This is a genomic window from Polyangium sp. 15x6 (assembly GCF_029960785.1).
Lineage (GTDB): Bacteria > Myxococcota_A > Polyangia > Polyangiales > Polyangiaceae > Polyangium.
In genome coordinates this window covers 21,366-34,179 of record NZ_JASBQE010000038.1, presented here as the reverse complement: position 1 = coordinate 34,179, position 12,814 = coordinate 21,366, and the positions used below count along the sequence as shown (strand labels likewise).

Genomic DNA, 12,814 nt, shown 5'->3' with positions numbered 1-12,814 from the left:
GCTAGAATGCCGTCCAGAACCGGCTTCGCTTCGTCTGCGCGCTCCCTCGCGCGTCCTGTCCTTCCTTCTTGTCCGGCCCGAACGCGACGCCGAGGACGAACGAGCCGCGGAAGAAGTATTCGTCTTCTTCCAGCCGCTTTCCCGTCGAGGTCTGCTCCCAGGTGACCCCGTGGGGCGTGAAATCGAACTGGAGGCCAATCACGAAGAAGTCGAGGATGAACGCCGTGCGGAGCCCGGTGGTGAACGCGACGTCGTGGTTGTCGACGATCTTGTAATCGGGCACGTTCACCGTCTGGAGATCGAGCGGGAAACGCGCGCCGAAGAAGGGCCGGAGCTCGAAGATGTCCGCGAACTTGATGGACCAGCTCCCGTGCACGGCCGGCCCGAGGTACCGATACGTGCCGTAGGTGCCCGCATAATTGACGCCATAATCGAACGTGCCGCCCAGGCAGATGGCGTCGAGGAGCCGGAGCTCCAGCGTGCCGCCGACCCCGGCCTCGGTCCCGGCGCCGCCGTGGACCGTCGCGACGAACCGATGGCCCTTGTCACGGGCCGAAGCCGCAGGCAAGAGCGCGAAGAAGCCGAGCAGCGCGGACGCGATTTGCGCAAATCGAAGTCGAGTCATGGGAACACCTCCATCGGGCCGTTCGTTCCGGGATGCGGAAAGGAAGCTCGTCCCAAGAATGGAGGTGAGCGCGACCCCAGCGACGCTCATCCGACGAGCCGTGGAATCCCGCCGACGAGAGGCGCCCTGGGGGCGACGAGGCGCGGCGGCCCGGAGGCCAGCCGGAGAGGTCATTTCATCACGTCACCTCGAGGTGGGTCTCGGGCCGGGCTGCTTTTCCGCCGGAATGCACGGGAGCTCGACGATGGATCGGGTTCCATCGGGGGAGGATTCGAGCCGCAAGGCGGCGCCCTCGTATTTGAGCGCGAGGCGCCTCCGGACCGCGTGCAGGCCGAACGCGCCGGAGCGCGGGGGCGCCTCGGGGACGCCGGGGCCGTTGTCCTCGATCGTGCAGACGAGGCGTGCGGCGGCCTGGTTTTCGGCGGGAGTCACGGAGGCGCGGACGAGCACGGTGCCGCCGCCGCCGCGTCTCCGCAGGGCCCCGTGCTTGACGGCATTTTCGACGAGCGGCTGGAGGAGGAGTCGCGGGAGGAGGACGTCCTCGGCGGGGCTCTCGATGTTCCACTGGAAGCGGAGGGAGCCGGCGTGGCGCGATTCGAGGATGTCGGCATAACGGCGGAGCCACGCGATCTCCTCGTCGAGCGTTTGCATTTCGTCGACGTCGTGGAGGGCGTCGCGGAGGAGATCCCCGAGGCAAGCGAGGAGGCGGCGGGCTTCGCGGGGATCCTGCGTGACGAGGCCGGCGATGGCGTTGAGGGTGTTCAGGAGGAAATGGGGCTCGAGCTGGGCGCGGAGATGCGCGAGCTCGGCCGCCGCGCGGAGCTGTTCGGCCTCGAGCTTGAGCTTTTCGGTTTCGAGGGCGCGGAGGCGCGCGTCCTCGGCCGCGAAAGGATACACGAACGCGAGGGCCCAGACGGCGCACATGATGAGGCCATAGATAACACCGAAGGCCGCGAGGATGCTGTAGGGGGCCCTGCGCTCGGGCTGCATGCCGAGGCTCGGGAAGCTCAGGGCCACGCAGACGATGGCCAAGGTGGACGTCGCGCCGACGACGGCGGCGACGAGGAGGCTGACGAGGAGGGTTCGCCCCGAGGCGAGTCGTCTCCGCGTGGCCCAATGGAAGCTGGCGGAGAGGGCAAACATGAGGAGAGGGACGGTGACGAGGAGGAAGGTAATGCGGAGGGCGATGTCGCTGGCGGGCTGGCGGCTGACGGCGGAGGGGAGGATCTGGAGGACCATGACGCCGAAGACGACGGCGGTGCCGACGGCCCAGCGTCTCCAGCCGAAGAATTGGGTGTAGAGCGGGGAGGTGCTCACCACGTTGTCGGGCTCGCGCATGACGGGAGAGTAGACGGATGCCCGCGCGCCCGGAAGGCGAAAGACCGAGGCCCAGCGAAACGGCTCAAGCGCTGGCGCTCAATCTTGCAGACTCGGCCGTCGGCACGGTGAAATGGAACGCGCTGCCATGTCCAGGCTCGCTCTCGACCCAGATCCTCCCGCCATGCGCCTCGACGATGCCCTTGGCGATCGCCAGGCCCAACCCTGACCCGAGCCTCGCGGTCTCCTTGGCCTGCCAGTAACGCTCGAAGAGGTGGGGCATCTGCGCTTCGGGGATGCCAGGGCCGGTATCCGAGACGCAGACCTCGATGTAGCGCCCCGAATGACGGGCGTGGACCGTGACGATCCCCCCCTCCGGCGTGAACTTGATCGCATTGCCCAGGAGATTCGAGAAGACCTGCAAGATCCGATCGTGATCCGCGAGGATTCGCGGGAGGTCGGGCTCGAGCTCCTGCACGACGTGAATCGATCTCGCCGCGCTGAGGGCTTCGATGGACTCGCAGCAGATGTCGATGATCGCCCGAACATCGTGGACGTCGGGCTCGACGGTGAAGGTCCCCGACTGGATCTTGGCGAAGTCCAGGATGCTCATGATCAACCGTTGCATGACCATGGCCGAGCGGTCGACGCTGTCCGCTATCTTCGGTAGCCGTGCCTTCACGTCCGGATCGATGGTGCGTAGTTTCTTCAGCAAACGCGCGTTCATGAGGATGGCCGAGAGCGGATTCTTCAGATCGTGCGACACGATGGCGACGACGTCCTCCCGCGTTCGAATCGCTTCGCGGAGCTGCATTTCGATGTTCTTTCGCGCCGTGACGTCGCGGATGATCGCGGTGACCTGCAGCTCGCCGTCGACGATCACCGGGCTCAGGGAAACGTCGATGGGAAACTCGCTGCCGTCTCTTCGTGCCGCGTAAAGATCGAGGCCCGCGCCCATCGGACGAGCGTGAGGGGACGCGACGTATTCGGTCCTGTGACCGACGTGCCGTTCCCGGTACCGCTCGGGGAGCAACATCTCCACCGGCCGATCGATCATCTCTCCGGGCTCGTAACCGAACAGGGACTCGATCTGCTTGTTCACGAGCTTGATGCGCCCCCGAGCGTCGACCACCACGATCGCGTCGTGCGCGCTCTCCACGAGGCTTCGATAGCGCCTCTCGGCGACCTCACGCGCGCGCTCCGCCCGTTTTCGTCCGCTGATGTCGCGAACGAAGCTCAAGAGCCTCCCGTCGGGAGAGAATTTCGCGCTGACCTCGACCGGCAGGTAACTGCCGTCTTTCTTCCGCAGCTCCCATTCGGCGACGTCGACGGTTCCAGGCTCCGAGAGGCGCTGCGTGGCTGCCTCGAAACGCGACGTGGCGTCGGGCGGAATCATGTCGAGGAGCGCCGTCCCGACGAGCTCGTCCCTGGAGAAACCGAGCATCCCGCACCCTGCGCCATTCACGTCGATGCAGCGCCCCGCCGTGTCGGCGACGAAGATCCCGTCGGCGGCGAGCTCGACGAGATCACGATACCTCTGCTCGCTGCGTCGAAGAGCCTCCTCGCTCGTTCTCTTTGCGGTGATATCCTCGTGCACCGCGACGAGGACGAGCCCGTGCTCGGGGTGGTGGAACTGCGACGCCGTGGCCCGACACCAGAACGGCGTTCCGTCCTTCCGAACATTCTGGATTTCGTAGGTCACGACGGTTTGCGCGAGAATGATCGACACGAGCCGGCGCGCGGCCTCCTGCGAGTCTCCGGGGACGTCCTCGAAATTCAGGATCGAGACGTGCCTCCCGATGAGCTCTCCGTGAGCATATCCGAACATGGCTTCGAATTTCGGATTGGTGTGGACGATCGATCCATCGGAGGCCTTCACGAGGCACGTTCCTTCGGCCATGTTGTGCAGGATCTCCGCTTGAAGAGCCACCTGCTGCGTGCGCTGCTCGACCCGCCTCTCGAGCTCGGCGTTGGCCTCTTTCAGCGCCTCTTCCGCGAGCTTCCTCTGCGTGATGTCCTCGACGAACATCAGAATTCCGCCGATCACGTCGCCGTCCTCGTGCCAGGGGCGAACCTCCCACCGGATCCACGTGATGGTGCCATTGGCTCGCTCGAAACGATCCTCTTCGCAGCGCTCGACCGCGCCGGCGAGACAGCGACGGTGCACCTCTTTCCAGTGGTCTGGTATCTCGGGGAAGACCTCGTAATGAGTCTTGCCGACGCATTCCACCTTCTCCAGGCGAAAGTCGGAGATCCATCGACGGCTCACCCAGAGGTACCTCATGTCCCGATCGAACATCGCGACGGCCCCGGAGGCGTGGTCGATCATGAGCTTCAGGTGATAGGCGGCCTTCTCCCGCGCGTCGTCCAGTCGATTGAGCTTCTCCGAGGTCCGCCATATGATGGCGGACAGGATCGTCGTTCCGAACGCGACGACGACCGCGAGCGAGAAGCTCAGATCGAAGATCTCCCGGGTACCCCCGAATTGAACGAGGAGGCCGAGCATCACCAGCGTCAGGATGGACGCTGGCAGGAGTCGTTTTGCCAGGAGGCCCCCGGACTTGCCGCTCACGAAAACGGACATGACGCCGACGCGCGGTCGGGCGAAGAGCAGGCCAAGCGAGAGCAGCGTGAACGCGAATTCGGTGTGAATGGCCACGGAGGAGTGGCGAAAAAAACTGGCCATTGCGCGGGCGTCATAGAGATATATCAGCAGGCCCAGCATGGAGAGGAACAGGCACGGGAGCACGGGGATTTGCCACAGCCAGCTCCAGCGCTTGGAGACCTGCATGGCGATGAGCGCCAGGCCCAGCAAAACGAATCGCAGCGCCGTGATCGGGGCCATTCGCCCCGGCGGGTTCGGGAAATGGGTGGAGTCCCGATCGACGACGAGCGCCTCGTCGATACGAAGATCGACCGCCCACAGGTACTGTGCGAGCGTCGCGCCGGCCAAGCAGAGCACGAAGCCCCCGCAGAACAAGAGGAGGATGGTTTTCTCTTTCGAGCGAACGCCGGCCCTTTCTTTGGCATGGAGCAGGAGGAGGGCGAGCCCCATCGACGCGAACGAAGCCGCCGTGTTCACCTTCATCGACGGGTAGCGCATGACGATGCGCTTCAGCACCTCCACGTCGAAGACCCAGCCCACGATCACGGACACCGCGATCACGAGCACGGCCCCCCCGAATGCCATCGACGCTTTCTGGTACGAAGCGATGAGCCGTCTGCGAGATTCGGTGTCGTCCTTCGTGCACATCGCCTCCCCCCAATGAACTGCGGCTCCAGCTAGTCTGGAACACGGCTGTCGTCCGCGGGGCAGCGATGCGACGATCGCTGCCGCCCGAACGACACGCAGAACTCGCCTGTCTCCTCAGCGTGACCGATCCGGACCCCTGGAGACCGGCGCTCGAGCACCGCAGGCCGCTCGTGTCTCGTACGGAGGTTCTGGGGTCGCTTCGACATGACCGGTACGGTATGTCGTAGCACGTCGGTCGTTGTCGTATCGTCGATTTGCCCGCTTCTCGGGCGCAGATTCGCTCGCGGGCGACGGCGCGACGGTTCAGGTCGCTCTGGAATTCGACGCTGGGGAGGACGATCCCGCTCGCTTGGCAGGCAACGGAGCAGGCGAGGCGGCTCGGGGAGGAGCGATGACGCCCAGGACCGACGTCATTTCGGCGTTGGAATGGTCACCTGACAGTTTTTCGCGGGCGTCAACCACTTGATCGCATTCAGCCAGAACAGCTCGAGCTGGTATTCCGGGTGCTCCGTCCACTCACTGTCGTACGTGATCCACTCGTCGCCCCACATGAGCACGTGACCGCTACCCACTTCCTGGGCCTTGAGCAAGTCGTGCCCTTGCTCCGTGGCGAGCGTCTGCCCCGTCCCCTCGACCGGATACCCATTGTCGACGCCGATCCTCGTCACGCCGTTCGTCACGGGATGGGTCACCCAGTTCGTGACGGGGATGGTCGCTCCGCCGTTCTTCGGGAGAATTTGCTGCGCGCCATAGCTCATGCCGAAGGCTCCGAGCAACGTATTCACGTTCGTCCGCTCGGCGGGGTCGGCATACCCGATGAGCGTCATGAAGCCGCCTCCTGCCTTGACCCACTCGCTCAAGGCCTCGACCTCGGCGGTCGAATACGTCCGGCCGAGCTCGCTCAAATTCTGCGCCACGATGACCTGATATTTGTCGAGCAGGTCCTTCGTGAGCACCTGATCGTTCAGGGAGACGGCCCCGTTGTCGCTCCGGGTGTCGAGCCACGTGGCGAACACGTCGCCATTGCCCCAGACGCCGGCCAGCCCGAGCGTCGCGATGCGCAGACAATCGCAGATGCCGTCGTTGCCCACGTCGACGTTGTCGATCGTCCCGTCGTTGTCGTTGTCGATGCCGTCGCAAACCTCGGGCCCGCCGGCACCACCACCCCCCGTGCCATTCCCCGCGCCGCCACTTCCGACGAAAGCTCCCCCGACGTTCTCGCCGCCTTGTCCTGCGCCGCCTTGTCCCGCGCCGCCTTGTCCCGAACCGGTCGAGCTCGAGCCGGCGCCGGATCCGCCGGTCGAAGTACCGCTGCCTTGTCCGCAGCCAGAGGCGAGCACGAAAATGACGGTGGCGAGCTGGAGAGCATAAGAACGTTGCATTCCGCCAGTATAATCGGTGATAGGTACGGCGCGCAATCCCGATACGTGGGGGGCTCGCACCTTCCGCCCCCTGCTCTCTTGCCCCCGCGCGAAAACTCGGCGAGCATGCCTCCCATGCGCAGGAAGAGCGCCGTCCTCGGCACCGTCCTCCTCTCGTCGCTCGCCCTGGCGATTTCCTGCGCTCCTTCCAGCGGCACCCCCGATCCGCCCCCGAAGACCGCCGCCCCCGCGGACGATCCCGCCCGCGACCGCACCTTCGCCACCTTGCCTCAATCCAAGCTCGACCTCGCTCCGGCCGAGACCGTCCTGAAAGGAAAACACCGCGGCAAGGAGCTCGCGGATGGCAGCGAGTGCGAGGGGTGCCACGCCGACGTCGCCGCGGCCTTCCGCGGCAGCGCGCATGCGTTCGCCTCGTTCAACAACCCGGTTTACCGGGCCGCCGTCGATCGGTTCCGCGCCGACGTCGACCACGCGAAGAGCAAGTTCTGCGGCGGTTGTCACGACATCTCCCTCCTCGTCGACGGCGCCATGGACAAGGCCGTCGAGCCCTCGGATACCCGCGCCCACGCCGGGATCGGGTGCCGCACGTGCCACGGCATCGAGGAGGCGCGCATCGACGGAAACGGGAGTTATACGCTCACCGCCGAGCCGTTCCCCATGCCCACGCAGAGCGATCCGAGGAGCATCGCGGCGCATAAAGCCCGCGCCGCGAGCCCCGCGCTTCGGACGACAGCGCTCTGCGCGAGCTGCCATCGGGCCTTCTTGAACGAGGGGACTGGAAACGCGCATCACCTCATCGGGCAGGACGACATGACGCCGTGGCAACAATCGGTGTTCGCCGGCTCGCGCGTGCACGTGCTCGACGAGGAGGTGCCCGAGCAGGATTGCCGGGGCTGCCACATGCCGCGGATCCGCGCCGACAGGGGCGATCCTGTGGCGAAGGACGGGAAGATCGCGTCGCACGCATTTCTCGGCGGGCATACGTGGCTCGCGGCGATGCGAAGGGATCCGGACGTCCTCGCGAAGACGCGCGCTTTCCTCGAAGGATCCGTCTCCATCGATATCGCCGCCGTCATCGGCGCGGATGGGCATCGGACGTTGCCCGCCGACGGGGCGCCCCTCGCGGCGGGCGAGCGGGTCGTGCTCGCGGTGACGCTGCGCAATGAGCGTGTGGGGCACAGGTTCCCGGGCGGGACGATGGACGCGGCGGATGCGTGGGTCGAGGTCGAGGTGCGCGACGCGAGCGGCGCGCTCGTGGCCGAAGCGGGGCTCGACCACGAGGCGACGGGCGACGATCCGACGGCGCATCGGCTGCGCGCATTGCAGGTCGGCGACGATGGAAAACCGCGGCTCGAACGGCAGACGGAGCAATTTCGGGCGCCGGTCTTCAATCACACGATCCCGCCGCGGGGCGCGCAGGTCGTCGAATACGGGCTCGAGACACCCGCCGGCGTGGCGTTCCCGCTCCGGGTGATCGCGCGATTGCGGCACCGGACGCGCAGCTTGCCGGTGTTTCACGCGGCGTGCGAGGCGTCGAAGAGCCAGCGCGGGAAGGCGTTTCGCGGCGCGGGATTCGATCTCGACGGCTGCACGCCCGAGCCCGTGACGAAGGTGGCCGAGACCGAAGCATGGATCGGGCCGGGATCGGCCGGGCGGAAGCCGGAGAAGGCGGGCAAGCCGACGTGGCGGAGGCTTCACGATCACGGGCTCGGGATGATCGGGGCGCTCCAGGAGCGGCGTGACGAGGCCGGGCCGAGCCTGGTCGCGGCGCTCGCGGAGGCAGAGGCCGCGGGCGAGGCGAGGCCGAAGGCGGTGGTGATGGCGGCGCTCGCCTTGCTCGCGAGCCGGCAAGGGCGCGTGGACGAGGCGATGGTTTGGCTCGACAAGCTCACGCCGCTCGCGCCGGATCACCCGGCGATTCCGTATCTGCGCGGCGAGGCGCTCTCGCAGGTGTGGCGATTCGAGAAGGCGGCGCCGCCGCTCGCCGAGGCGGCCGAGCGCGCGCCGGGCGACGACGCGGCGTGGGTGATGCTCGCCGTCGCGCGGGGGAGCGCGGCCGATGCGCGGGGCGCGCTTTCGGCGGCGCGGCGAGGGCTCGTGGTCCAGCCGCGGGATCACGATCTTTTGCGCGTGCAGGCGCTCTCGCTGTCGGCGCTGTCGGCGCCCGAGGCCGAGGTCTCGGCGGCGTGGGAGGCGTGGCAGAAGGTGCGGCCCGCGGACGTGATCCCGCGGGTGAAGGCGAAATGCAGCCGCGACGTGCCTGGATGCGCGCTCGAGCGGAGCCCGGTGCACGTGCATCCGCTTCGAATGCGGCGTTAGGCGGGCAAAGATTCGAGCAGCGCCCACATCCGCGCATGCACCGGCACGCGGAAAAGATAACTCTCGCGGAGCCCCCGATCGGCGATCTTCTCGGCCCGCGCCTCGGTCTCTCGTCGCATGCGGAGGAGCAAGGCGCGGGCCTCGTCCCGCCGCCCGAGCGTGTCGAGCGCCTGCGCCAGGACGACCGCGAGCGCGACGCGCCGGCGGTGATCCATCCCCTCGGGCACCTCGCCGCGCGAAAGCGCCTCCACGCAGAGGCCCCGCGCCTCGTCGGCCCTTTCTGCGGCCAGGCGTACCGCGGCGCGGACGTTCGCGTGCCAGAGCTCCGCGACGGGTATGCCCTTCACGGCCGGCTCGTACGCCGCGAGCGCCGCCTCGACGCCGTCGAGATCCCCGCCCGCGACGCGCGCTTCGAGGATCGAAAGGCGCGCATGCAGGCCCATCACGCCCTCGTCGAGCGCGTCCGCCTCGTTCACCACGGCCTCGCCGAGGCGAATGCCCTCCGCGAGCGCGCCCTGATCGAGGGCGATCCACGCGAGCACGCACCGGCCCATCAAGGTCGCTTGGCTCCCGGGCGACGACGCGGCGAGCGCGCGCTCGACGATCGCTCTCGCCTCCTCGAATGCGCCGAGCGCGAGGAGAATCGAGCCCACGTGCATCTCGGCGTTGGGAAAGTAGCGCAGATCGCCGGCCTCGCGGAAGCCGATCACGCTCAGGCGGTGGAGTTCGAGCGCGTTCCACAAGTCCTGCTCGACGTGGTGCGCCCAGTACCCTTGCGCGTGCGCGAGCCACGCCATGACCGAAGGATTCTCGATCGCGAGGCCGATCGAGAAGTGCTCCATGCGGCGCAGGTAAAGCTCGGCCGCGCCGTGCTGGCCCGTGAGGAGCAGCGTGTTCACGGCCATCGCGAAGGCCCAGGCGAGCGCGGGGATCGCCTCGGGATGGGGCTCGACGCGGAGGAGGTCGTCCATGGCCTCGCCGATGACGTCGAAGCGGCGGAGCATGAGGCCATTGCTGATGACGCCGCCGAGCGCGCGCGCGTGGCTGAGGCTGCCGGGCTCGGCGAGGAAGAGCGCGACCTGCGCCGCCTCGTGCGCCCGGACGTACTGGCAGCTCCAGGTCCAGGCCTCGCTCTGGATGGCCCGGAGCACGGCCGCGTCCGTGCCGGTGGCGCCGAGCCCGAGCGCCGCGTCGGCGAGCGAGACCGCGGCCTCGGTGTCGCCCGCGGCGAGGGATTGCTCTGCCGCCCGCACGTAATACCCGATGGCCCGACCCGCGTCGCCGGCGCGGCCGAAATGCTCGGCGAGGACCTTGGGATCGTTCTCCCCGGCCGAGAGGAGCCACGCGCCGGCCCGCGCGTGCGCGAGGGCGCGATCGCGCTCCGTCAACGTCGCATAAGATCCCTCCTGGATGAGGGAGTGCCGGAACGCGTATTCGGTGCGCCCCGAAAAACGGCTCGTTTTCCGGCGGAACGCGAGCTCGCGTGCTTCGAGCGAGGCGAGCACGGTGGTGACGGATTCGACGGGTTCGTCGGCGACCGCGGCGAGGCCGTCCGCCCAGAAAGCCTCGCCGAAGACGCTGGCGACGCGCAGGAGGCGCCGTTCTTCGGGGACGAGCGCGGCGAGGCGCGATTCGACGAGGCCGAGCGCGGTCTCGGGCACCTCGCCGCCGCGGCCCTCGGCCACGGCGCGCACGAGCTCCTCCAGGTAAAACGCATTGCCGCCGGCCCGCGCGACGACGCGGTCGAGCTCCTCGGACGAGATGCGCTCGCCCACGTAATGCCGTACGAGCTCGGCCGCCGCGCGGCCCGCGAGCGCGCCGAGGCGAATCTCCTGCAGCTCTCGTTGCTCCCACAGCCGCGGAAAACTCTGCCGCACCTCGGGCCGCCCGAGCGCGAGCACCGCGAAAGGGCGATGTTCCAGGGCGCGGAGCGCGGCGTCGACGAGCTTGATCGAGGCTGCGTCCCCCCATTGCAAGTCCTCGAGCACGAGGAGGCGCGGCCGGGCCGAGAGCTCGGCCGCGAGGAGGTCGAGGTACGCCTCGCGAATGCGATCGGCCATGAGCGCCGCGCTCTGCCGCGCGGCCCGGAGCTTGGGGCTCTGGTCGTCGGGGTAGGGAATGCCCACCATCTCGCCGAGGAATTCGAGGACGTGCCTCTGCCGATCGGGCGCGAGGTGCTCGCCGAACGTGTCTTCGAGCTTCTGGCGGCGCACGGCGAAGGGCTCGCCGGACGTGATGCGGGCCGTGCGTTGCAATGCCGCGGCGATGACCGCGAACGGCGAACCCCGCCCGAGGAGGTCGCCTTGGCCAATCTCGACGATGGCGTCCGGCCAGGCGGCGGCAATGCGCATTTCGATCTCGCGGCGCAGGCGTGATTTCCCCATGCCCGCCGCGCCGACCACGAGCACGGCCCGCGCGCTGCCCTCCTCGAAGCTCGCGTGCACGAGCTCCTCGACCATCCGGAGCTCGCGATCGCGGCCGATGTAAGGGCTCGGGCGCCCGAGGAGCGTGCGCGCGTCCTCCGGGGCCTCGCGTTCGCCTTCGAGGACGAAATCACCCGACGAGAGCGCCACGGCGAACCGGCCGTCGAGCAGCGCCGCCGTCACCTCGTCCATGAGCACCGAGCCATGCGGATGGCGCTCGCCGTCCTTCAGGAGCACGACGGCGCGATCGGCGACCATGCCGATCGGGGCTCTCCCGTCGGCCTCGCCGAGGCCCGTGACGAGGGCGATCGCGCTCGGGGGCAAGAGCGGACGGAGCGCCAGGGCGGCGCGCGCGGCGCGTATGGCGAGGTCGCTCGCGCTTCCTTCGCCGGAGAGGGTGACGAAGAGCGCGCCGTTCGCGAGCGCCGAAGCATGCGCGCCGAATGGGCGCACGGCGTGCTCGATCGCGGTGACGCGAATGTGCGCCCGCTCCTCGGTCTCGACGTACGGGACCACCTCCGGCGCGTGGGGCAGGGCCGCGACGATGGAGAAGAGCCGCCTCTCCGTGTGCCCGAGATCCGCGCGTCCGGGCGGCGGGCGCAGCGAGGCGCGCCCCGCGTCCATCGATTCGAGGGCGCGCGCCACGGCGCCCGCGTCGTGGGGCCTCTCGTCCGGGTCCTTGGCGAGCAGGCTCGCGACGAGCTCGTCGAGCGCGCGGGGCGCCTCGGGCCGGAGGTCCTTGAGGCGCGGCGCCTCCTCGAAGAGCAGCCTCGCGAGCAAGGCCATCACGTGCGTGCCCTCGAACGCGGGCCGCCCCGTCACGCACTCGAACAGCACGGCGCCGAGCGAGAACAGATCGGCGCGACCATCGACCCGGGCCCGGTCGCCGCGCGCCTGCTCGGGGGCCATGTACCCCGGCGTGCCGATCGCCGCCCCGGAATCCGTGACCCGCCGCGACGTGGTCACCCTCTGCGCAATGCCGAAATCGATCAATCGGACTTCCTCGACCGAGGAGCCGAGGAGCAGCAGGTTGCTCGGCTTGATGTCGCGGTGGATGACGCCGTGGTGGTGCGCGGCCTCGAGCGCCCGCGCCACGCGCGCGCCGAGCGTGATGGCATCCGCGAGCGGCAGCGGCCCGCGGGTGAGGCGCGCCGCGAGGTCCTCGCCTTCGAGCCATTCCATGGCGAGCCAGCGCCCGCCGAGGCCCATCGAGCCATGCGAGACGTAGCGGACCACGTGCGGGTGGCGGAGCCCGGCGAGGCTCCGCGCCTCGTGATCGATGCGCCGCGCCATCTCGGCGTCCTCGTCGTGCACCAGCTTGAGCGCGACCCGGAGCCCTGTGTGTCGATCGAGCGCCCGGTAGACCGTGCCCATGCCCCCGGAGCCTGCGACCCGCTCGATCACGAACCTATCGTCGACCAGGTCCCCCGCGGAGAGCCGCATTCCGCGGCACATGTACCGCTCTCGGGACAAGACGACAAGATCAAGAAAGGAG

At 68.5% G+C, this 12,814-nt stretch carries 6 protein-coding genes; 1 reads left to right on the top strand and 5 read right to left on the bottom strand.

Annotation, left to right across the window (positions count from 1 at the left end):
• Position 1: 1 nt before the first annotated feature.
• The 4 genes from QHF83_RS26300 to QHF83_RS26285 form a co-directional block, all read right to left on the bottom strand.
• Positions 2-625, bottom strand: coding sequence for a hypothetical protein (locus QHF83_RS26300; RefSeq protein WP_282420692.1), 624 nt, complete (start codon positions 623-625; stop codon positions 2-4).
• A 183-nt stretch (positions 626-808) separates the two neighbouring features.
• Positions 809-1,963: a histidine kinase gene (locus QHF83_RS26295; protein ID WP_282420691.1), complete on the bottom strand. Its 1,155-nt coding sequence runs from the start codon at positions 1,961-1,963 to the stop codon at positions 809-811.
• Positions 1,964-2,027: 64 nt separating this feature from the next.
• Positions 2,028-5,132 carry a PAS domain S-box protein gene (locus tag QHF83_RS26290; RefSeq protein WP_282420690.1) on the bottom strand — a complete coding sequence of 1,035 codons (3,105 nt, stop codon included), beginning with the start codon at positions 5,130-5,132 and terminating at the stop codon, positions 2,028-2,030.
• A 473-nt stretch (positions 5,133-5,605) separates the two neighbouring features.
• On the bottom strand, positions 5,606-6,577 hold the full coding sequence (locus QHF83_RS26285; RefSeq protein WP_282420689.1) for a ThuA domain-containing protein: 972 nt from the start codon (positions 6,575-6,577) through the stop codon (positions 5,606-5,608).
• Between the two features lie 114 nt (positions 6,578-6,691).
• On the opposite strand from QHF83_RS26285, the gene QHF83_RS26280 reads away from it, so the two are divergent.
• Positions 6,692-8,896, top strand: a complete 2,205-nt coding sequence (locus tag QHF83_RS26280; RefSeq protein ID WP_282420688.1) for a multiheme c-type cytochrome — start codon at positions 6,692-6,694, stop codon at positions 8,894-8,896.
• On the opposite strand, the gene QHF83_RS26275 is transcribed toward QHF83_RS26280, so the two are convergent.
• Positions 8,893-12,762, bottom strand: coding sequence for a protein kinase (locus tag QHF83_RS26275; RefSeq protein WP_282420687.1), 3,870 nt, complete (start codon positions 12,760-12,762; stop codon positions 8,893-8,895). The genes QHF83_RS26280 and QHF83_RS26275 overlap by 4 nt on opposite strands.
• Positions 12,763-12,814 lie beyond the last annotated feature (52 nt).